This is a genomic window from Streptomyces sp. NBC_01381, from assembly GCF_026340305.1.
Lineage (GTDB): Bacteria > Actinomycetota > Actinomycetes > Streptomycetales > Streptomycetaceae > Streptomyces.
Genome location: NZ_JAPEPI010000001.1, coordinates 2,038,240 through 2,056,759, shown reverse-complemented (window position 1 = coordinate 2,056,759; position 18,520 = coordinate 2,038,240). Strand labels below are relative to the sequence as shown.

The following is an 18,520-nucleotide window of genomic DNA, read 5'->3' as shown; positions in this document are numbered from 1 at the left end:
TACTTGCGCCTGTACTCCAATTGGCAGAGAGACTGGTCCTAGGAACCAGCTGTTGTCGGTTCGAATCCGACCGGGCGCACCAAGGCCGAAGGCCCGCCTCGCGCACCCCGCGAGCCGGGCCTTCGCCGTACGTACGCCCCCTCAGCCCAACAACTCCCGAACCACCGGCACCAACGCCCGAAACGCCTTCCCCCGATGGCTGATCGCGTTCTTCTCCTCGGCGGAGAGCTCCGCGCACGTGCGTGTCTCGCCCTCCGGTTGGAGGATCGGGTCGTAGCCGAAGCCGTTCGTGCCCGACGGGGTGTGGCGCAGGACGCCGCGCAGTTGGCCCTCGACCACGCGTTCCGTGCCGTCCGGCAGAGCCAGGGCCGCGGCGCAGGCGAAGTGGGCTCCGCGGTGGGTGTCGGTGTCGATGTCGCCGAGTTGGGCCAGGAGGAGGTCCAGGTTCGCGCGGTCGTCGCCGTGTTTGCCTGCCCAGCGGGCGGAGAAGATGCCGGGGGCGCCGCCGAGTACGTCGACGCAGAGGCCGGAGTCGTCGGCGACGGCGGGGAGGCCGGTGGCGCGGGCGAGCGCGTGAGCCTTCAGCAGGGCGTTCTCGGCGAACGTCACGCCGGTTTCCCTGACGTCGGGGATCTCGGGGTAGGCGTCCGCGCCGACGAGGTCGTGAGGGAGACCTGCGTCGGCGAGGATCGACTTCAGTTCCGTGATCTTGCCGTTGTTGCGGGTGGCGAGGATGAGGCGGGTCATGGCCACCAGTATCCGCGCCCGCTTTCCGCTACGGCGTGCAGACCTTGGTCAGTTCGCCGGCCGCGTCCGTCACCGGGCCGACGTCCGGGGTGGCGTCGCCGTCCTTGATGGCCTGGCGGACGTTGTCGACGGCCTTGTCGAGGTCGTCGACGGCCTTGTTCACGTCGGCGTCGTCGGTCTTGTCGCCGATCTCGTCGAGGTTCTTGCCGATGTCGTCGAGTGCCTTGTCGGCCTGTGTCGGGTCGTCGGCCGCGTTCTCGACGGCCGTCTGCAGGTCGGTGACGCTCTCGGCGATGGAGTCGGCGGTCTGGACGCAGTCGAGCGCCTTGTTGACGGCGTCGCAGCCGACAAGGCCGATGCCTGCCGGCACGGCGATCAGGACGGCGGTGACGGCGGTGGCGATACGTCGGTGGCGCGCGGCCATGGTTCGGTCCCTCCCCAGGGGGTGCGGACGGGCGCACGGCTTGGCCCGCGCGCCCGTACTCGTAAGAACGCCCCTAAGGGGCTTGATGGTTGCTTGCCGGATCGGTGACCCGTGCATTTACTTGATCGCTGCGGGCCGGCGGACGGCCTTGATGACCTTACGGGGTGCAGGCTTTGGTGACCTTGCGGCCCGCGTTCACGACGGGGGTGAGGTCCGGGGTCCTGTCGCCGTCGTCGACCGCTTCTTCGACGTTGTCCACTGCCTTCTGCATCTCGTCGACGGCGTCGCGGATGTCCTGGTCGTCGTTCTTGTCGCGGATCTCGTCGAGGTCCGACGTGATGCTGCCGAACGACTCGTCGGCCTTCTCCGGGTAGAGGGCCGCCTCCTGGGCGGCCTTGCGCAGGGCGTCGGCGCCGTCGGAGACCGCGTCGGCGGCGCGGACGCAGTCCACGGCGTCGCCCGGCTCGCAGGCGGCGAGTCCGAGGGCTCCTGGGACGAGCAGCAGGGTCGTGACGGTGGCGACGACGAGACGGCGGTGACGCGCGGCCATGGGTGAAGCCCTCCCCGGGACACGGGTGAGCGCGCGGCCTGGCCCGCGCGCCCGTCGTATCCGTGACAACGCCGTCGGGGATCGGACGGTTGACCGGCTGCCGTCAACCGGCGGCGCGGGCAGTGCGATTCAGCCGTTCTGGAGGATCGCTTCCAGTGCCTGGCGCTGGAGCGCGGCCAGTTCGTCGCAGCCGCCGACGGCGAGGTCGAGGAGCGCGTTGAGCTCCTTGCGGTCGAACGGCTCGGCCTCGGCGGTGCCTTGGACCTCGACGAAGCGGCCGTCGCCGGTGCAGACGACGTTCATGTCGGTGTCGGCCTTGACGTCTTCCTCGTAGCAGAGGTCGAGGAGCGGTACGCCGCCGACGATGCCGACGGAGACGGCGGAGACCGTGTCGGTGAGGGGCTTGCGGCCGTGCTTGATGAGCTTCTTGCCCTGGGCCCAGGCGACGGCGTCGGCGAGGGCGACGTACGCGCCGGTGATGGCGGCGGTGCGGGTGCCGCCGTCGGCCTGGAGGACGTCGCAGTCCAGGACGATGGTGTTCTCGCCGAGTGCCTTGTAGTCGATGACGGCGCGCAGCGACCTGCCGATGAGGCGGCTGATCTCGTGGGTGCGGCCGCCGATCTTGCCGCGTACGGATTCGCGGTCGCCGCGGGTGTTGGTGGAGCGCGGCAGCATCGAGTACTCGGCGGTGACCCAGCCTTCGCCGCTGCCCTTGCGCCAGCGCGGCACGCCTTCGGTGACGGAGGCGGTGCAGAAGACCTTGGTGTCGCCGAAGGAGATGAGGACGGAGCCCTCGGCGTGCTTGCTCCAGCCGCGCTCGATGGTGATGGGGCGGAGCTGTTCGGGGGTGCGGCCGTCGATGCGGGGCTGTGAGGACATGGGGTTGAGCCTATCCGGACATGGCTGAGGGGCCCCGCCAGGTAGGAGGGGCCCCTCAGCGGTGAGTTCAGAGACTCACATCATGTCTTCGATGTCTGCGGCGATCGGGTCGGCGTCGGTGCCGATGACGACCTGGATCGCGGTGCCCATCTTGACGACGCCGTGGGCGCCTGCGGCCTTCAGCGCGGCCTCGTCGACGAGGCTCGGGTCGTGGACCTCGGTGCGAAGGCGGGTGATGCAGCCCTCGATCTCGTCGATGTTGTCGATGCCGCCGAGCCCGGCAACGATCTTCTCAGCCTTGCTGGCCATGGTGTTCTCCCTGTTCCTAAGGACGCGGCCTCACCACACCGTAGGTCCGCTTTGTCACGGTAACGCACGGTTGGAGCATCTTCGCGGGCGGTTACGGCACTCGTGACCAATGATGACGATCAAGGTGTCACCCCTCTCGGGACAGCACCCCCACCCGTTCCGCAACTGGTCTACACCAGTTTTCCACGACCGCCAAACCTGGCTCGTTCCGGGAGGACGCCCATGAGTGCGAACGCTGCCGCAGCACCACGGCCGAGCCCTTGGAGCACCTTCTTCCAGGGGCTCCAGAAGATGGGGCGCAGCCTGCAGTTGCCCATCGCCGTGCTCCCTGCCGCGGGCATCGTCAACCGCCTCGGGCAGCCCGACGTCTTCGGCGCCGACGGCCTCGGCTGGACCGATGTCGCCAGGGTCTTCGCCGGCGCGGGCGGCGCCCTGCTCGACGCCGACCTGGGTCTGCCGCTGCTGTTCTGCATCGGCGTCGCGATCGGCATGGCCAAGAAGGCGGACGGCTCGACGGCGCTCGCGGCGGTGGCCGGCTTCCTCGTCTACCGGGGTGTGCTGCACGCTTTCCCGGACGACTGCCCGGGCGGATCGAAGGCGGTGATGACGGGCTGTCAGGTCGAGGACGGGACCGTGACCGTCTTCACGTACCAGAATCCGGGCGTCTTCGGCGGCATCATCATGGGCCTGCTCGCGGCCTTCTTCTGGGTCCGCTTCCACCGCACCCGACTGGTCTCCTGGCTCGGCTTCTTCAACGGCCGCCGGCTCGTCCCGATCATCATGGCGTTCATCGGCATCGTCTTCGCGGTGCTGTGCCTGTGGGTCTGGCCGCCGGTCGGTGACGGCCTGGAGAGCTTCTCCGACTGGCTGGAGGGTCTGGGTGCCTGGGGTTCGGGCATCTTCGGTGTCGCCAACCGCGCCCTGCTCGTGATCGGCCTGCACCAGTTCCTGAACGTCCCGCTGTGGTTCCAGTTCGGCTCGTACACCAAGCCGGACGGCACCACGGTGCACGGTGACATCAACATGTTCCTCAGCGGGGACCCGAGTGCCGGCATCTACCAGACCGGCTTCTTCCCGATCATGATGTTCGCCCTCCCCGCGGCCTGCCTCGCGATGTACCACTGCGCGCGGCCCGAACGGCGCAAGGCGGTCGGGGGCATGATGGTCTCGCTGGCGCTGACCTCGTTCGTCACGGGCATCACCGAGCCGATCGAGTACTCCTTCGTCTTCATCGCGCCCCTCCTGTACGTGGTCCACGCGATCCTCACCGGCGTCTCGATGGCGGTGACCTGGGGACTGGGCGTCAAGGACGGCTTCAGCTTCTCCGCGGGCCTCATCGACTACGTGATCAACTGGGGTCTCGCCACCAAGCCATGGATGATCATTCCGATCGGTCTGGGCTTCGCGCTGGTGTATTACGTCATCTTCCGCTTCGCGATCACCAAGTTCGATCTGAAGACCCCTGGCCGCGAGCCGGAGGACGAGGTCGAGGACGTCACCAAGGCCTGACCGCCCACCCTTCACGCCCTCCGCGAAGGACCCCCGGATCCACGATCCGGGGGTCTTTTGCCGTTCATTTCGCGTTATGGCCGACCCCACAAAACTCGTGGGTTCCTTACGTCACCTTCACCGTGCTACAACAGGTCTACACCACTTAATGGTGTAGACCACGCGGCCGTCCCGCCGCGGCCCCCGGAGACGCCGCCGTCCCCCACTTCCTTGTCCCAGGCGGCGCCTTGCCCACTGGAGGAAGTTGTGTCCACGGCCAGTTCCGCTCCCGCGGCCGAGAAGAAGAAGGGCGCCGGCGCGATGGCTGTCATGCAGCGCATCGGCCGCAGCCTGATGCTGCCGGTCGCCGTGCTGCCCGCAGGCGCCCTGCTCGTCCGCCTCGGCAACCCCGACATGCTGGGACGCGAGTCGTTCCCGACCTTCGTCACGAAGATCGCCGGCTTCATGGCCGCGGGCGGCAACGCCATTCTCGACAACATGGCGCTGCTGTTCGCCGTCGGCATCGCGATCGGCTTCGCCAAGAAGTCGGACGGCTCGACCGCGCTCGCCGCCGTCACCGGCTACCTGGTCTTCAAGAACGTGCTCGCCACGTTCACCGACCCGAACCTGGACAAGATCGCCAAGGTCGTCGACGGCAAGATAGTCATGACCGAGGCACCCGTGGACGCCAAGGTCCTCGGCGGCGTCGTGATGGGCATCGTCGTCGCGCTGCTCTACCAGAAGTTCTACCGGACCAAGCTGCCCGACTGGGCCGGCTTCTTCGGCGGCCGCCGCCTCGTCCCGATCCTGTCGGCCTTCGCGGGCCTGCTCCTCGGCATCGTCTTCGGTTACATCTGGCCGGTCCTCGGCACGGGCCTGCACAACTTCGGCGAGTGGCTCGTCGGTTCGGGCGCCGTGGGCGCGGGCATCTTCGGTGTCGCCAACCGCGCGCTGATCCCGGTCGGCATGCACCACCTCCTGAACTCCTTCCCGTGGTTCCAGGCCGGTTCGTACGAGGGCAAGAGCGGCGACATCAACCGCTTCCTGGCCGGTGATCCGACCGCGGGCCAGTTCATGACCGGCTTCTTCCCGATCATGATGTTCGCCCTCCCGGCGGCCTGCCTCGCGATCGTCCACTGCGCCCGTCCCGAGCGCCGCAAGGTCGTCGGCGGCATGATGTTCTCGCTCGCGCTCACCGCGTTCGTGACCGGTGTGACCGAGCCGATCGAGTTCACCTTCATGTTCATCGCGCCGGTCCTGTACGCGATCCACGCGGTGCTCACCGGTGTCTCCATGGCCCTGACCTGGGCGCTCGGCATGAAGGACGGCTTCGGCTTCTCGGCGGGAGCGGTCGACTTCTTCCTCAACCTCGGCATCGCGAGCAACCCATGGGGCCTGGCCCTTGTCGGTCTCTGCTTCGCCGCGGTCTACTACGTGGTCTTCCGCTTCGCGATCACCAAGTGGAACCTGCCGACGCCGGGCCGCGAGTCCGACGAGGAGCTCGCCGAGCTCCTGAAGGCCGAGTCGAAGTAGCCTCAGCCGCAGTTCAGAGAAGAAGCCCCTCGCCGTCGTCACCGACGGCGAGGGGCTTCTTGGTGTTCTGTGGGCCGCCTAGACCTCGTACGACCTGCCCGGCACCGCGATCTCGGCCGGGCCGCCGTACACCGCACGGGCGTCCGCCAGGTTGACCTGCGGGTCCGTCCACGGCGGGATGTGGGTGAGCACGAGCCGCCGTGCGTCGGCCCGGCGGGCGGACTCGCCGGCCTCGCGGCCGTTGAGGTGCAGGTCGGGGATGCTCTCCTTGCCGTGCGTGAAGGCCGCCTCGCAGAGGAACAGATCGGTGTCCGCGGCGAGTTCGTCGAGCGCGTCGCACACACCGGTGTCTCCCGAGTACGTGAGTGCCTTGCCGCCGTGCTCGACGCGGATGGCGTACGCCTCCACCGGGTGCCGCATCTTCTCCGTACGGACCGTGAAGGGCCCGATCTCGAAGGTGGCCGGCTTGACCGTGTGGAAGTCGAAGACCTCGCTCATGGAGGAGGCCGACGGCGTGTCCGCGTACGCGGTCGTCAGGCGCTGCTCGGTGCCTTCGGGGCCGTAGACCGGGATGGGGGCGCAGCGGCCGCCGTCGTGCCGGTAGTAGCGCGCCACGAAGTAGGCGCACATGTCGATGCAGTGGTCGGCGTGCAGATGGCTGAGGAAGATCGCGTCGAGGTCGTAGAGACCGACATGGCGCTGCAGCTCGCCCAGGGCGCCATTGCCCATGTCGAGCAGCAGCCGGAAGCCGTCGGCCTCGACGAGGTAGCTCGAGCAGGCCGAGTCCGCGGACGGAAACGACCCCGAGCAGCCGACGACGGTGAGCTTCATGGAGCTGGAACCTCCGGGGGCGAAACGGGGGTTGTGCAGGAGCCTTGCGGGGAGCTCGCGAAGAGCCTGTGAGAGGCCCTTCGAGGAGTTTCGAGGAGTTCTGCGATCCGTCGAGCGTAAGGCGCAAAAGGGCCGGTCGCTCCTCTGTCGTGGGCCGTTGTGGGAGAACTCACCTGCGCTGTCACCGGTTCGGATGCCATCTGGCGCCCAGTTGTTCGAGTTCAGGCCCGAGGACACATGCAGGGCACATCCAGGGCACATCACACCGCGTTACACCGGACGGCGCAGGGCGGCTCAGCTGCGCTCGCTGTCGCCGATCTGCGGATTTAGCGTCGGAAACCAAGAGCTGACGCCAACTGTGAATCGAGGGATCCGCGCATGGCAGTGCTGGTACACAACCAAAGCGCCGACTGGACCCAGGAGCTTTACGACGCGGCCTTCGACCGGGTGATCCCGGACCGCACGAATCCACCCCCTGGGCTCATCGCCCACTTCGGGGCGCCTCGCGAAGCGGGTGGCTGGCAAGTCATCGACGTATGGGAGTCGGAAGACGCGTTCCGGCGCTTCCTGGAAGGGACGGTCATCCCGGCCGCGACGGAGCTTGGAGCGCCACCGTTCGACACGGTGGTCGTCGAGCTTCACAACTCCCTGATCCCGGCGGCCCCGTAGATAGCCGAGCGCGAGAGCCGGGGCGCGCCGGTACCGTCTGCGGTATGGATACGTCATGGTGGCTCGCCCTTGCCGCTGTGGTGGTGCTCGCCGTGGTCGCCGCGGTGGTGGACGGCCGGGGTCGCGGCAGCCGCGGCCCCCGCGGGCGGACCACCCGGCCGCCGGGCCGGCCGCGCGGGCCGCGGCGCAGGCTGCCCGCGCCGAAGCCGGCGGAGATCTGGTGGGCGAAGGTGCCGTACGAGGACGGGCCCGGGGGCAAGGACCGGCCCTGTCTCGTGCTGTCGGTGCGGGGCGAGAGCGCGGTCGTCGCGAAGATCACCAGCAAGTACCACGACGAGCGGGCCGGGGTGATTCCGCTGCCGCCCGGCTCCGTCGGGGACGCGCACGGCCGGCCCAGCTTCCTGGAGACGGACGAGCTGCGGGACGTGCCGGTGTGGGAGTTCCGGAGACGGGCGGGGATCGTGGACCCGGCGCTCTGGGATCAGGTCCGGCACTTGGCGGGGTAGGACGTACAACGGCGGACGGGCTGGAGGATCCAGCCCGTCCGGAGTTTGCAGGCAAGGCGCCGCAGCGACCGCCCTACGCCCAGAGTTGCCCCTGCAGGGTCTCGATGGCCGCCTCGGTCGTCGGTGCCGTGTAGACGCCCGTCGACAGGTACTTCCAGCCGCCGTCGGCCACGACGAAGACGATGTCGGCGGACTCCCCCGCCGCCACCGCCTTCTTGCCCACGCCGATCGCGGCGTGCAGCGCGGCCCCGGTGGAGACGCCCGCGAAGATGCCCTCCTGCTGGAGCAGCTCCCGCGTGCGCGTCACCGCGTCCGCCGAGCCGACGGAGAACCGGGACGTCAGGACGGACGCGTCGTACAGCTCGGGGACGAAGCCCTCGTCCAGGTTCCGCAGGCCGTAGACGAGGTCGTCGTAGCGGGGCTCCGCCGCGACGATCTTGATGTCCGGCTTCTGCTCGCGCAGGAAACGGCCGACGCCCATCAGCGTGCCCGTCGTGCCGAGGCCCGCCACGAAGTGGGTGATGGAGGGCAGGTCCGCGAGGATCTCCGGGCCGGTCGTCGCATAGTGCGCGCCCGCGTTGTCCGGGTTCCCGTACTGGTAGAGCATCACCCAGTCCGGGTGCTCCGCCGCCAGCTCCTTGGCGACGCGCACCGCCGTGTTGGAGCCGCCCGCCGCCGGGGAGGAGATGATCTCCGCGCCCCACATGGCGAGGAGGTCACGCCGCTCCTGCGAGGTGTTCTCCGGCATGACGCACACGATGTTGTAGCCCTTGAGCTTGGCCGCCATCGCGAGCGAGATGCCGGTGTTGCCGGACGTCGGCTCCAGGATCGTGCAGCCGGGCGTCAACCGCCCGTCCTTCTCCGCCTGTTCGACCATGTGAAGGGCCGGGCGGTCCTTGATGGAACCGGTCGGGTTCCGGTCCTCCAGCTTCGCCCAGATGCGTACGTCGTCCGATGGGGACAGGCTCGGCAGACGGACCAGGGGCGTGTTGCCCACGGCCGCCAGCGGGGAGTCGTAGCGAGGCATCCGGGATCAGACCATGCCGCCGGCCACGGCCGGGAGGATCGTGACGTTGTCGCCGTCGGTGAGCTTGGTGGAGATGCCGTCCAGGAAGCGGACGTCCTCGTCGTTCAGGTACACGTTCACGAAGCGGCGCAGCTTGTCGCCTTCGACGATGCGCTCGGCGATGCCCGCGTGCCGCGAGTCGAGGTCGGCGAAGAGCTCGGCGAGGGTGTCCCCACTGCCCTGGACGGCCTTCTCGCCGTCGGTGTAGGTGCGGAGGATGGTCGGGATGCGGACCTCGATGGCCATGGCTGAGGGCTCCTGTCGGGAGAAGTCACGTGGTGGGCGCGCGGCGGCCCGGTCGTGCGGGTGCGTGGTGCTTGATGCGTAATGCGTGGTGCAAGGGCAGGACGCGGTGGTGGCGCCGCGGCTCACGGCCGTACGGCGGCAGCGGTCAGCGCGGACAGATCGCGCTCGAGAGCCTGCACAGATCGACGTGCAGACGCGCAACGAGCAGCATGCCCGGCATCTTGTCGCTCACGTCGTGGGGAACCATGCGGTCATCGTATCGATTCCCGGTCCGGGTTCTGGAATGTGATCTCGCATGGTGGACGGATTACGTCCATCACGTGGATGGCGGGAGATACGTGACCGTCGGCGCCCCGGTCGCGGGGTGGACCGAGACCTCTGCCGTCACCCCGTACACCTCGGCCAGGAGCTCGCTGGTCAGGACCTCCTTCGGCGGTCCTGACGCGAGGAGGCGGCCGGCGTCGAGAACGTACAGACGATCGCAGTAGTACGCCGCGAGATTCAGGTCGTGCAGGGCGAGGAGGTTGGTCGTGCCGAGGGCGCGGACCAGGCCGAGGATCTCCAGCTGGTAGCGGATGTCCAGGTGGTTGGTCGGCTCGTCCAGGATCAGTACGGCGGGCTGCTGCACCAACGCCCTTGCCACCAAGGCGCGTTGGCGCTCGCCGCCGGAGAGTCCGGCGAAGGTGCGGTGCGCGAGGCCGGCCGCGCCGACCCGCTCGAGGGCCGCGCGGGCGAGACGCTCGTCCTCGGCCGTGTCCGCCTCCCAGAAGCGCTTGTGCGGGGAGCGGCCCATCGCGACGATCTGCCGGACGGTGAGCTCGAAGCCGCCGTGGCCGTCCTGCGGAACGGTGGCGATGCGGCGGGCGCGGGCCTTGGCGGAGCTGCCCGCCAGGTCGTCACCGTCCAGGAGGACGCGGCCGCCGGTGGGCGTCAGCGTGCCGTACACACAGCGCAGGAGGGTCGTCTTGCCGCTGCCGTTGGGGCCCACGATGCCGACGGTCTCGCCGTCGGCGGCGTGCAGCGTGACGCCGTCGACGAGGAGGCGGCCGCCGGGCGCCCGATAGGCGAGGTTCTCGGTGCTCAGGGCGGTCATACGGCCGCCTCCCCGCCACGGCTCCTGCGCAGCAGCCACAGGAAGAACGGGCCGCCGGTGAGCGCGGTGAGCACCCCCACCGGGATGTCCTGCGGGGCGGCGACCGTGCGCGCGGCGAGGTCGGCGGCCACCAGGAACACCGCGCCCGCGAGCGCCACGACCGGCAGCAGCGCGCGGTGGGATGCGCCGACCAGCATCCGGGCGGCGTGCGGCACCATCAGGCCGACGAAGCCGATGGCTCCGCTGTACGCGACGAGTACGCCGGTCAGGAGCGAGGCGACGACGAAGACGGCGGCGCGGAAGCGTGCGGTGTCCAGGCCGAGGACGGTGGCGCCCTCCTCGCCGACGAGGAGCAGGTCCAGGGGGCGGGCCAGGGCGAGCAGGAGCGCCGTGCCGACGATCAGTACGCCTGCGGGGAGGGCCAGCATGTCCCAGCGGGCGCTGCCGAGGCCGCCGAGCGTCCAGTACAGGACCTCCTGCAGATGGTCCGTGCTGTCCGCGACGACCAGGATCAGGCTGGTCAGGGCGGAGAGGATGTACGAGACGGCCACGCCCGCCAGGATCAGCCGGCCCGTGGCGAAGCCGCCGCCGGCGCTTCTGGCCAGGGTGTAGACGAGCAGCAGGGAGAGGAGCGCGCCCGCGAAGGACGCGGCCGGGATCGTGACCGTGAGGGACAGGCCCGCGCCGATGCCGAAGGCGCTGCCGAGGACGATCGCGGCGACCGCGCCGGCCGACGCGCCGGAGGAGACTCCCAGGAGGAAGGGGTCCGCGAGGGGGTTGCGGACCAGGGCTTGGAGGACCGTGCCTATGACGGCGAGGCCCGCGCCCACGGCCGCGCCGAGCAGGACCCTGGGTAGGCGGGCGTCCAGCACGATCGTGCGGAAGGGGGAGGGTTCCGCTCTGCCCGTGAGGATCTCCAGGACATCGGTCACGGGGATCTTGACCGAGCCGAGGGCGAGGCCTGCGGTGGCCGCTGCGGCGAGGGCCATGAGGAGGGCGGTGATGACGGCTGCGTAGGGCGGTTTCTGAGAGGTGCGGCTCACAGCTGCTCCGCCAGCTTCTTCACCGCACCCGGAGCCCGCACCCCCGTCACCACATCCGACAGCGGCAGCACCGCGAACCGCTTGTTCTTGATGGCGGGGACGTCGGCGAGCACCGGGTCCTCCAGGAGGCGGCGCTTCTTCTGGGCGACGGTCGTGCCGCCGTAGTCGAGGATCAGGATCACCTCGGGGCTGCTGTCCACCACCGACTCCCAGGACGCGTCGCCGAAGGACTTGTCCAGGTCGGCGAAGACGTTGCGGCCGCCCGCCCGCTCGATGATGTCGTTGCCGATGCCCCGGCCGCCCGCGGTGAAGGCCGTCTTGTCGCCGCTGTCGTACACGAAGACCGGGAGGGGTTTGCCGCCCTTCAACTTCTTTTCGGTGTCGGCCAGTTCGCGTTCGGCGCCGCTCACCCAGCGGTCCGCCCGTGCCCGTACCCCGAAGGTGGAGCCGACCTCGCGGACCTCCCGGAAGACGTCCTTCATGGTCACCGGGCGCTTCGCGCAGCCCTCCACGTCGAGGCGGGTCCTGATGCCGGACTTCGCGAGCGCCGCGCGGCTGCGGCCCTCGCCCGCGAGGAAGGCGCTCGGGTAACCGCCGTACACGAAGTCGGGGTTGGCGGCGAGCAGCTTCTCGTAGGAGGGGTACTCCTTGGCCAGGACCGGGACGGACGCGTAGGCCTTCTCGTACGACGGAAGCACCTTGTCGTCCAGGAAGGCGGTGCCCGCCATGCGGTCCGCAAGGCCAAGCTCCAGCATCACTTCCGTCGTGTGCTGGTTCATCGTCACGGCGCGCTTCGGGGGCGCATCGTACGTCGTCTTCACGCCGCAGTTGGTGACGGTGTACGGGAACCCGGCGGCCTTCGCCCCCGGCGCGGCATCGGGCTCCGCGGAGCTCGTGCACGCGGCGAGCGGGGCGAACAGGGCGGCGGCTATGAGTGCGCGCAGCGGTCGGGACATGGCTGAGCTGTGCCTCCTCCAGGGGATTCCGCGTCCCCTGTATCCGTGGGAGAGGGCGGCAGGTCAGTTCCTGACTGCCCCACCCGCGAAGGGTGGGGTCACAGTGGCGGGACCGTGCCGGATTCGCACCGGCTTCCTGGGTCCTGCCGCCTCAAAGGTGAGGCTCAGTATGCCTGGACGACCTTGACCTCTTCCTCGGTGACCTCGCCATCGACGATCCGGTAGGAGCGGAACTGGAAGTCGCCCGCGCCGTCGGTGTCCGCCGTGGAGACCAGGACGTAGTGCGCGCCGGGCTCGTTCGCGTACGTGATGTCGGTGCGCGAGGGGTACGCCTCGGTCGCCGTGTGCGAGTGGTAGACGATCACCGGCTCCTCGTCGCGGTCGTCCATCTCGCGGTACAGCTTGAGCAGGTCGCCCGAGTCGAACTCGTAGAACGTGGGCGAGCGGGCCGCGTTCAGCATCGGGATGAAGCGCTCGGGGCGGCCGGTGCCCGCGGGACCCGCGACCACGCCGCACGCCTCGTCGGGGTGGTCCTGGCGCGCGTGCGCGACGATCTGGTCGTGGAGGGCCTGGGTCAGGGTCAGCATGGGAGCCAGGATAAGCAGAGGGGCCCGTCCGTACCGAAGTGTGGTACGAACGGGCCCACATGCTGGGATCAGCAGGGATCAGGCGGGAGTCAGGACTTGATCGCGTCCTGCGGCTCGGCGTCGCCGCCGCCCGTCGGCTGACCGTTGCGCTTCTGCATGACCAGGTAGCCGACGCCCAGGATGAGCGCCCACACCGGGGCTGCGTAGAGCGAGATGCGCGCGTCCTTGTCGACGCCCATCATCACGATGACCATGCCGATGAAGAGCAGTGCGAACCAGCTCGTGTACGGCGCGCCCGGAGCCCGGAAGGTGGACTGCGGCAGCTCGCCGCGGTCGGCCTTGCGGCGGTACTTGATCTGGCAGACCAGGATCATGATCCAGGCCCACATGCCGGAGATGGTGGCGAAGGAGACGACGTAGTTGAACGCCTCGCCCGGCCACTGGTAGTTGATCCAGACGCCGACCAGCATGAACGCGGCGGAGACGGTGGTGCCGACCAGCGGCAGGCCGTTCTTCGTCAGCTTGGTGAAGAACTGCGGGCCCTGGCCGTTGAGCGCCAGGTCGCGGAGCATGCGGCCCGTGGAGTACATGCCGGAGTTGCAGGAGGAGAGCGCGGCCGTCAGGACGACGAAGTTGACGATGGCGGCACCGATGCCCAGACCCATCTCCTCGAAGGCCTTCACGAACGGGGAGACGCCCGGCTTGAAGGACGTCCACGGCACGACCGAGAGGATCATGATGAGCGCGCCGACGTAGAAGACGGCGATGCGCCACGGCACGGTGTTGATGGCCTTGGGCAGGACGGTCTTGGGGTCCTTGGACTCGCCCGCGGTGACGCCGACGAGCTCGACGGCGAGGAAGGCGAACATCACGATCTGCAGCGTCATCAGCGTGGAGCCGATGCCGTTGGGGAAGAACCCGCCCTGGTCCCACAGGTGGCTCACGGACGCGGTGTCACCGGCGTCGGAGAAGCCGATGGTGAGGATGCCGGCGCAGATGAGGATCATGCCGATGATCGCGGTGACCTTGACCATCGAGAACCAGAACTCGAGCTCACCGAAGAGCTTCACGGAGATCAGGTTGGCGCCGTACAGGATGACCGTGAAGATCAGCGCGTACGCCCATTGTGGGATGGAGTTGTGGGTCCAGTACTGCATGTACTGGGCCGCGGCCGTGACTTCCGTGATGCCGGTGACGACCCAGAAGAGCCAGTACGTCCAGCCGGTCACGTATCCGAAGAACGGGCCGATGAACTCGCGCGCGTACTCCGAGAAGGAACCCGAGACGGCGCGGTACATGAGCAGCTCGCCCAGGGCCCGCATGATGAAGAAGATGACAAGGCCGGCGATGGCGTACGCCAGGATGAGGCTGGGGCCGGCCTTGTGAATGGCCTTGCCCGCGCCGAGGAACAGGCCGGTGCCGATGGCACCGCCGATCGCGATCATCTGGATCTGGCGGGCCCCGAGCCCGCGCTGATAGCCCTCGCCGGATGAACCGGACGAGCCCTTGGCCTGATCGGCCTCATTGCCGTCGTGATGCTCTTCGACCTGCACTGAGGTCATGGTGACGCCTTTCTCCACGCTGATCCGTGCCCGCAGTCTGCGTATGGCCACGGATCAGGTCCTGATCCCCCCGGATATGGATGGAGTGCTACCGGCGGTCTGCCGGCCCGAGCGCCATCGGTGACATGGGTGGCGTCACCGAGTGGTCGTGAAGATTTATCACGGTCGCAACAGTGATCGGCTCAGCCACGTGTGGCGCAGACCACTGGAAGAAGCGGACAAAATTCCCCCGCGGCGTCATACGGGGGCATTGAAGTGACGTGATCGTTATCCGGATTTGAGGATCCGCTGAGCGAACACCTGTTACAGGTGCCGTCTACATCGATTTTCGGCCCCCGTGAGCCGTTCCACTACACCGGCAACTGCACCAGCAACTACACGATCAACGTGCTGACCAGCGTCTCCTGCAGACCGCCCAGCCACAAATAGGCCATCACCATCGGTTTGCGCGGATCCTCGTCCGGCAGCTGGTAGAGGAGGTCCGTGTCCTCCTCGTCGATGACGTCGAGGCGGGCGCCGATCGCGAGCCGGAGGTCGTTGAGGGCGCCGAGCCAGTGCCGGGACTCCTCCGCCGACAGCTTGAGGACGGCGCCGCCGTCGCCTGCCGCCGTCATGGAGTCCAGGCAGCGGATCACGACCAGGGCGTCGTCCCGCTTCTTGGCCCGCAGGTCGTTCTCCGTAAAGCGCCTGAACTCCGCGGAGTACGCCCGCAGTTCGTCCTCGTCGGCCTTCTCGCTGCCCGGTCCGCCGTACGCGTCGGGCAGCAGCCGCTGGAGCACCGGGTCGGTCGGCGGCTCGCTGGGGCCGTCCGCGAACAGCTCGGCGAGCGGGTCGTCGGAGGCGTCCTCTCCCGGTCCGGGGCCGATCAGCTCAAGGAGCTGGACGGCGAGGGAGCGGATGATCGAGATCTCGACCTCGTCGAGCGCGACGGCGGCGCCGCCCCCGGGGATCGCTTCGAATTGTCCTGGCATCAGATGCGTCGCTGCTTCCGGTCCACTGCTGTCGGCCTGCTACTTGCGGTCCTGCTGGAGGGTGGCCCAAAGCCCGTACCCGTGCATGGCCTGGACGTCGCGCTCCATCTCTTCGCGCGTGCCGGTGGAGACCACGGCTCGGCCTTTGTGGTGCACATCCATCATCAGCTTGGTGGCCTTGTGCTTCGAGTACCCGAAGTACGCCTGGAACACGTACGTCACGTAGCTCATCAGGTTGACCGGGTCGTTGTGGACGAGCGTGATCCAGGGGACGTCGGGCTCCGGGACGGCGAACGTCTCTTCGGCCGATTCCGGGCGCGTGATCTCTGCGGGAGCCGTACTCACTTGTCCCATGCTGCCACCCGCAGGGGGCCATCGCACAAATGGACCCGGGAAATCGTCAGAGTGACGAGATGCGGGGTAGCATCCTTCGTATGAACACAGCGGACCTTGGGCTGCCGGTGGATGTTCCGTCGACGGCGCTCTTCACCGATCACTACGAGCTGACGATGCTGCAGGCAGCGCTGAAGGCGGGCACCGCCGACCGGCGCTCCGTCTTCGAGGTCTTCACGCGCAGACTGCCCGAGGGACGGCGCTACGGAGTGGTGGCCGGCACCGGCCGTGTCCTGGACGCCGTGGAGAACTTCCGCTTCGATGCCGACGTCATCGGCTTCCTGCGCGAGCGCCGTGTCGTCGACGAGGAGACCCTGCAGTGGCTCGCCTCGTACCGCTTCCGCGGTGACATCTGGGGCTATCCGGAGGGCGAGGTCTACTTCCCGGGCTCGCCGATCCTGCGCGTCGAGGGCTCCTTCGCGGAGTGCGTCCTCCTGGAGACGGTGATCCTCTCCATCCTCAACCACGACTCGGCGATCGCGGCCGCAGCGTCCCGGATGGCGTCGGCCGCCGGTGAGCGCCCGCTGATCGAGATGGGCGCACGGCGCACCCACGAACTGGCGGCCGTCGCCGCATCGCGCGCCGCGTACGTCGGCGGCTTCACCACCACGTCCGACCTGGCGGCGGGCTTCCGCTACGACATCCCCACGGTCGGCACGTCCGCGCACGCCTTCACCCTCCTGCACGACAACGAACGCGACGCCTTCCAGGCCCAGGTGAACTCCCTCGGCCCCGGCACGACGCTCCTGGTCGACACATACGACGTGACCGAGGCCGTCCGTACGGCCGTCGAGGTCGCCGGGCCCGAGCTCGGCGCCGTACGCATCGACTCCGGCGACCTGCTCCTGGTCGCCCACCGGGTCCGCCAGCAGCTGGACGAGCTCGGCGCCACGAAGACCAAGATCGTGGTCACCTCCGACCTCGACGAGTACGCCATCGCCTCGCTGGCCGCGGCGCCCGTCGACGCGTACGGCGTGGGCACCCAGCTGGTCACCGGTTCCGGGCACCCCACCTGCTCGATGGTCTACAAGCTGGTGGCCCGCGCCCACTCGGCGGACCCTCAAGCTCCGCTGGAGGCGGTGGCGAAGAAGTCCGTGGGCGGGAAGTCGTCCGTCGGCGGCCGCAAGTGGGCCGCCCGGCGGCCCGACGAGCACGGGGTCGCCGAGGCCGAGGTGATCGGCACGGGCCCGGTTCCGGTGGAGCTCGCCGACCACGAACTCCTCGTCGAGCTGATCAAGGGCGGTGAGGTGGTGGCGCGCGAGCCGCTGGACACGGTCCGCGACCGGCACGCGGCGGCACGGGCCCGGCTCCCCCTCTCCGCCACCCAGCTCTCCAAGGGCGAGGCGGTCATTCCCACGGAGTACGCCTGACGCCACGGGACGGCCGGTGGCCGCACGCCGGGGCAGCCGAACACCCCCTCCCGCAACGCAACGGAAGTCTCTACGCTCGGTTCATCCGGCCGAGTCCCCCGCACCTACCAGCCAGCCTTGCCGACCGAAGGACACCCGATGCGCCGCGCTCTGATCGTCGTCGATGTGCAGAACGACTTCTGCGAGGGCGGCAGCCTCGCGGTGGCCGGGGGCGCGGACGTGGCCGCCGCCATCACCGAGCTGATCGGCCAGGCCCCGGCGGGCTACCGGCACGTGGTGGCCACCCGGGACCACCACATCGAGCCGGGCGACCACTTCTCCGACCACCCGGACTATGCCCGCTCCTGGCCGGCGCACTGTGTGGCGGGGACCGAGGGGATCGGCTTCCACCCGAACTTCGCGCCGGTGGTCGCTTCGGGGGCGATCGACGCGGTCTTCGACAAGGGGGCCTACTCGGCCGCGTACAGCGGCTTCGAGGGGGTCGACGAGAACGACGTCTCCCTCGCGGACTGGCTGCGGGCGCGGCACATCACCGAGGTGGACGTGGTCGGCATCGCCACGGACCACTGCGTACGGGCCACCGCGCTTGACGCCGTGCGGGAAGGATTCAGCACGGTGGTCCTCCTGGACCTGACCGCGGGCGTCGCGGAGGCGACAACGGAGCGGGCTCTTGAGGAGCTCCGGGAGGCGGGCGTGGAGCTGACGGGAAAGCCGGTGGTCTAGAGCGGGCGAGGTGACGGGCCCCGAAGGGGCGCGGGGCTGTGACATGTGCGGCTCCGCCGCGTGGGCGCGACCAGCCACGACGCACCCGCAGAGGCCTTCCGGAGCCCTCACACCCCGGACGACCGCACCCCCGGTCTCTGCCGCATCAGGGCCCTGATCGGGTGCCACAGCTCCTCGGCGCCGTCCGGCGCCGTACGCCATATGAGCCCATCCGGATGATGCAGAACCGCCGTGATCTCATCCGGCGTAGGCGGCTCCGCGTTGCCCCGCAGATACACCGCCCGCAGCCCGAGATTCCGCAGCCGCGTCAGCGCCCTCGCCCGGTTCACCGCGTGCACGATCATCCGGACATTCCCGCCGCACACCGACGGGCTCGGCAGCGTCAGGGCCACCACCACGGTGCCGTTCGGCAGCCTGCTGAAACCTCCTGCGGACATGGCTGGTCACACCCCCGTGAGACATCGCACGAGGCCCCTGGCCGGACCCCGCGTCAATAAGAAATCCACAGCACGCACCTAAACACGATCGGCCGCCGCCCGCTAGAGGGCGACGGCCGATCATGCTTTGACCTGCG

At 69.0% G+C, this 18,520-nt stretch carries 23 protein-coding genes, 1 tRNA gene and 1 riboswitch; of the genes, 7 read left to right on the top strand and 17 right to left on the bottom strand.

Features of this window, described 5'->3' with window-relative positions:
* Positions 1 to 5 precede the first annotated feature (5 nt).
* Positions 6 to 82, top strand: a tRNA-Leu gene (locus OG453_RS09850).
* A gap of 59 nt (positions 83 to 141) precedes the next feature.
* On the opposite strand, the gene rdgB is transcribed toward OG453_RS09850, so the two are convergent.
* The 5 genes from rdgB to OG453_RS09825 form a co-directional block, all read right to left on the bottom strand.
* Positions 142 to 747, bottom strand: a complete 606-nt coding sequence (gene rdgB / locus OG453_RS09845; RefSeq protein ID WP_266866540.1) for an RdgB/HAM1 family non-canonical purine NTP pyrophosphatase — start codon at positions 745 to 747, stop codon at positions 142 to 144.
* Positions 748 to 775: 28 nt separating this feature from the next.
* Positions 776 to 1,171: a hypothetical protein gene (locus tag OG453_RS09840; protein ID WP_266866538.1), complete on the bottom strand. Its 396-nt coding sequence runs from the start codon at positions 1,169 to 1,171 to the stop codon at positions 776 to 778.
* A gap of 157 nt (positions 1,172 to 1,328) precedes the next feature.
* Entirely contained in the window at positions 1,329 to 1,721 is a 393-nt protein-coding gene (locus OG453_RS09835; RefSeq protein WP_266866536.1) for a hypothetical protein, read from the bottom strand.
* A 129-nt stretch (positions 1,722 to 1,850) separates the two neighbouring features.
* Positions 1,851 to 2,600, bottom strand: coding sequence for a ribonuclease PH (gene rph, locus OG453_RS09830; protein ID WP_266866534.1), 750 nt, complete (start codon positions 2,598 to 2,600; stop codon positions 1,851 to 1,853).
* 75 nt (positions 2,601 to 2,675) lie between these two features.
* Positions 2,676 to 2,909: a glucose PTS transporter subunit EIIB gene (locus OG453_RS09825; RefSeq protein ID WP_135330865.1), complete on the bottom strand. Its 234-nt coding sequence runs from the start codon at positions 2,907 to 2,909 to the stop codon at positions 2,676 to 2,678.
* A 222-nt stretch (positions 2,910 to 3,131) separates the two neighbouring features.
* On the opposite strand from OG453_RS09825, the gene OG453_RS09820 reads away from it, so the two are divergent.
* Positions 3,132 to 4,418, top strand: a complete 1,287-nt coding sequence (locus OG453_RS09820; RefSeq protein WP_266866531.1) for a PTS transporter subunit EIIC — start codon at positions 3,132 to 3,134, stop codon at positions 4,416 to 4,418.
* A 246-nt stretch (positions 4,419 to 4,664) separates the two neighbouring features.
* On the top strand, positions 4,665 to 5,930 hold the full coding sequence (locus tag OG453_RS09815) for a PTS transporter subunit EIIC (protein ID WP_266866529.1): 1,266 nt from the start codon (positions 4,665 to 4,667) through the stop codon (positions 5,928 to 5,930).
* 78 nt (positions 5,931 to 6,008) lie between these two features.
* Here the strand turns inward: OG453_RS09815 and OG453_RS09810 are convergent, their stop codons facing one another.
* Positions 6,009 to 6,761 (bottom strand): MBL fold metallo-hydrolase, encoded by a 753-nt coding sequence (locus OG453_RS09810; RefSeq protein WP_266866527.1) that lies wholly within the window; start codon positions 6,759 to 6,761, stop codon positions 6,009 to 6,011.
* A gap of 378 nt (positions 6,762 to 7,139) precedes the next feature.
* On the opposite strand from OG453_RS09810, the gene OG453_RS09805 reads away from it, so the two are divergent.
* Together OG453_RS09805 and OG453_RS09800 are read left to right on the top strand one after the other, a co-directional pair.
* On the top strand, positions 7,140 to 7,430 hold the full coding sequence (locus OG453_RS09805; RefSeq protein ID WP_266866525.1) for a hypothetical protein: 291 nt from the start codon (positions 7,140 to 7,142) through the stop codon (positions 7,428 to 7,430).
* Between the two features lie 44 nt (positions 7,431 to 7,474).
* On the top strand, positions 7,475 to 7,936 hold the full coding sequence (locus tag OG453_RS09800) for a type II toxin-antitoxin system PemK/MazF family toxin (protein ID WP_266866524.1): 462 nt from the start codon (positions 7,475 to 7,477) through the stop codon (positions 7,934 to 7,936).
* Between the two features lie 73 nt (positions 7,937 to 8,009).
* Here the strand turns inward: OG453_RS09800 and OG453_RS09795 are convergent, their stop codons facing one another.
* The 10 genes from OG453_RS09795 to clpS all read right to left on the bottom strand — a co-directional run bounded on the left by OG453_RS09795 (position 8,010) and on the right by clpS (position 15,814).
* Positions 8,010 to 8,963, bottom strand: a complete 954-nt coding sequence (locus OG453_RS09795) for a PLP-dependent cysteine synthase family protein (RefSeq protein ID WP_266866523.1) — start codon at positions 8,961 to 8,963, stop codon at positions 8,010 to 8,012.
* A 6-nt stretch (positions 8,964 to 8,969) separates the two neighbouring features.
* Entirely contained in the window at positions 8,970 to 9,248 is a 279-nt protein-coding gene (locus OG453_RS09790; protein ID WP_266866522.1) for a MoaD/ThiS family protein, read from the bottom strand.
* A 145-nt stretch (positions 9,249 to 9,393) separates the two neighbouring features.
* Entirely contained in the window at positions 9,394 to 9,495 is a 102-nt protein-coding gene (locus OG453_RS45120) for a putative leader peptide (protein ID WP_323178622.1), read from the bottom strand.
* 69 nt (positions 9,496 to 9,564) lie between these two features.
* Entirely contained in the window at positions 9,565 to 10,341 is a 777-nt protein-coding gene (locus OG453_RS09785) for an ABC transporter ATP-binding protein (protein WP_266866520.1), read from the bottom strand.
* A complete protein-coding gene (locus OG453_RS09780) occupies positions 10,338 to 11,330 on the bottom strand; it encodes an iron ABC transporter permease (protein ID WP_266869777.1) in 993 nt (330 codons plus the stop codon). The genes OG453_RS09785 and OG453_RS09780 overlap by 4 nt, the downstream gene beginning before the upstream one ends.
* 50 nt (positions 11,331 to 11,380) lie before the next feature.
* A complete protein-coding gene (locus OG453_RS09775) occupies positions 11,381 to 12,340 on the bottom strand; it encodes an ABC transporter substrate-binding protein (RefSeq protein WP_266866518.1) in 960 nt (319 codons plus the stop codon).
* A 43-nt stretch (positions 12,341 to 12,383) separates the two neighbouring features.
* Positions 12,384 to 12,532: riboswitch (cobalamin riboswitch) on the bottom strand.
* Positions 12,505 to 12,927 (bottom strand): M67 family metallopeptidase, encoded by a 423-nt coding sequence (locus OG453_RS09770; RefSeq protein ID WP_266866516.1) that lies wholly within the window; start codon positions 12,925 to 12,927, stop codon positions 12,505 to 12,507. (Overlaps the previous riboswitch by 28 nt.)
* A gap of 89 nt (positions 12,928 to 13,016) precedes the next feature.
* Positions 13,017 to 14,489 (bottom strand): amino acid permease, encoded by a 1,473-nt coding sequence (locus tag OG453_RS09765; RefSeq protein WP_266866514.1) that lies wholly within the window; start codon positions 14,487 to 14,489, stop codon positions 13,017 to 13,019.
* A 374-nt stretch (positions 14,490 to 14,863) separates the two neighbouring features.
* Positions 14,864 to 15,460 (bottom strand): DUF2017 domain-containing protein, encoded by a 597-nt coding sequence (locus OG453_RS09760; RefSeq protein ID WP_266866512.1) that lies wholly within the window; start codon positions 15,458 to 15,460, stop codon positions 14,864 to 14,866.
* Between the two features lie 39 nt (positions 15,461 to 15,499).
* Positions 15,500 to 15,814 (bottom strand): ATP-dependent Clp protease adapter ClpS, encoded by a 315-nt coding sequence (gene clpS / locus OG453_RS09755; protein ID WP_266866510.1) that lies wholly within the window; start codon positions 15,812 to 15,814, stop codon positions 15,500 to 15,502.
* Between the two features lie 80 nt (positions 15,815 to 15,894).
* Here clpS and OG453_RS09750 point away from each other — a divergent pair, with 80 nt between their 5' ends.
* Together OG453_RS09750 and OG453_RS09745 are read left to right on the top strand one after the other, a co-directional pair.
* Positions 15,895 to 17,223 (top strand): nicotinate phosphoribosyltransferase, encoded by a 1,329-nt coding sequence (locus OG453_RS09750; RefSeq protein WP_266866508.1) that lies wholly within the window; start codon positions 15,895 to 15,897, stop codon positions 17,221 to 17,223.
* Between the two features lie 138 nt (positions 17,224 to 17,361).
* A complete protein-coding gene (locus OG453_RS09745; RefSeq protein ID WP_266866506.1) occupies positions 17,362 to 17,946 on the top strand; it encodes an isochorismatase family protein in 585 nt (194 codons plus the stop codon).
* A gap of 107 nt (positions 17,947 to 18,053) precedes the next feature.
* Here OG453_RS09745 and OG453_RS09740 read toward each other — a convergent pair whose 3' ends face one another.
* Positions 18,054 to 18,383 carry a hypothetical protein gene (locus OG453_RS09740; protein WP_266866504.1) on the bottom strand — a complete coding sequence of 110 codons (330 nt, stop codon included), beginning with the start codon at positions 18,381 to 18,383 and terminating at the stop codon, positions 18,054 to 18,056.
* Between the last annotated feature and the right edge of the window lie 137 nt (positions 18,384 to 18,520).

Bases quoted from the DNA above. Each gene is read 5' to 3' on its own strand.
- rdgB (WP_266866540.1), bottom strand. From the start codon at position 747: ATGACCCGCCTCATCCTCGCCACCCGCAACAACGGCAAGATCACGGAA.
- OG453_RS09840 (WP_266866538.1), bottom strand. From the start codon at position 1,171: ATGGCCGCGCGCCACCGACGTATCGCCACCGCCGTCACCGCCGTCCTG.
- OG453_RS09835 (WP_266866536.1), bottom strand. From the start codon at position 1,721: ATGGCCGCGCGTCACCGCCGTCTCGTCGTCGCCACCGTCACGACCCTG.
- rph (WP_266866534.1), bottom strand. From the start codon at position 2,600: ATGTCCTCACAGCCCCGCATCGACGGCCGCACCCCCGAACAGCTCCGC.
- OG453_RS09825 (WP_135330865.1), bottom strand. From the start codon at position 2,909: ATGGCCAGCAAGGCTGAGAAGATCGTTGCCGGGCTCGGCGGCATCGAC.
- OG453_RS09820 (WP_266866531.1), top strand. From the start codon at position 3,132: ATGAGTGCGAACGCTGCCGCAGCACCACGGCCGAGCCCTTGGAGCACC.
- OG453_RS09810 (WP_266866527.1), bottom strand. From the start codon at position 6,761: ATGAAGCTCACCGTCGTCGGCTGCTCGGGGTCGTTTCCGTCCGCGGAC.
- OG453_RS09805 (WP_266866525.1), top strand. From the start codon at position 7,140: ATGGCAGTGCTGGTACACAACCAAAGCGCCGACTGGACCCAGGAGCTT.
- OG453_RS09800 (WP_266866524.1), top strand. From the start codon at position 7,475: ATGGATACGTCATGGTGGCTCGCCCTTGCCGCTGTGGTGGTGCTCGCC.
- OG453_RS09795 (WP_266866523.1), bottom strand. From the start codon at position 8,963: ATGCCTCGCTACGACTCCCCGCTGGCGGCCGTGGGCAACACGCCCCTG.
- OG453_RS09790 (WP_266866522.1), bottom strand. From the start codon at position 9,248: ATGGCCATCGAGGTCCGCATCCCGACCATCCTCCGCACCTACACCGAC.
- OG453_RS45120 (WP_323178622.1), bottom strand. From the start codon at position 9,495: ATGGTTCCCCACGACGTGAGCGACAAGATGCCGGGCATGCTGCTCGTT.
- OG453_RS09785 (WP_266866520.1), bottom strand. From the start codon at position 10,341: ATGACCGCCCTGAGCACCGAGAACCTCGCCTATCGGGCGCCCGGCGGC.
- OG453_RS09780 (WP_266869777.1), bottom strand. From the start codon at position 11,330: ATGGCCCTCGCCGCAGCGGCCACCGCAGGCCTCGCCCTCGGCTCGGTC.
- OG453_RS09775 (WP_266866518.1), bottom strand. From the start codon at position 12,340: ATGTCCCGACCGCTGCGCGCACTCATAGCCGCCGCCCTGTTCGCCCCG.
- OG453_RS09770 (WP_266866516.1), bottom strand. From the start codon at position 12,927: ATGCTGACCCTGACCCAGGCCCTCCACGACCAGATCGTCGCGCACGCG.
- OG453_RS09765 (WP_266866514.1), bottom strand. From the start codon at position 14,489: ATGACCTCAGTGCAGGTCGAAGAGCATCACGACGGCAATGAGGCCGAT.
- OG453_RS09760 (WP_266866512.1), bottom strand. From the start codon at position 15,460: ATGCCAGGACAATTCGAAGCGATCCCCGGGGGCGGCGCCGCCGTCGCG.
- clpS (WP_266866510.1), bottom strand. From the start codon at position 15,814: ATGGGACAAGTGAGTACGGCTCCCGCAGAGATCACGCGCCCGGAATCG.
- OG453_RS09750 (WP_266866508.1), top strand. From the start codon at position 15,895: ATGAACACAGCGGACCTTGGGCTGCCGGTGGATGTTCCGTCGACGGCG.
- OG453_RS09745 (WP_266866506.1), top strand. From the start codon at position 17,362: ATGCGCCGCGCTCTGATCGTCGTCGATGTGCAGAACGACTTCTGCGAG.
- OG453_RS09740 (WP_266866504.1), bottom strand. From the start codon at position 18,383: ATGTCCGCAGGAGGTTTCAGCAGGCTGCCGAACGGCACCGTGGTGGTG.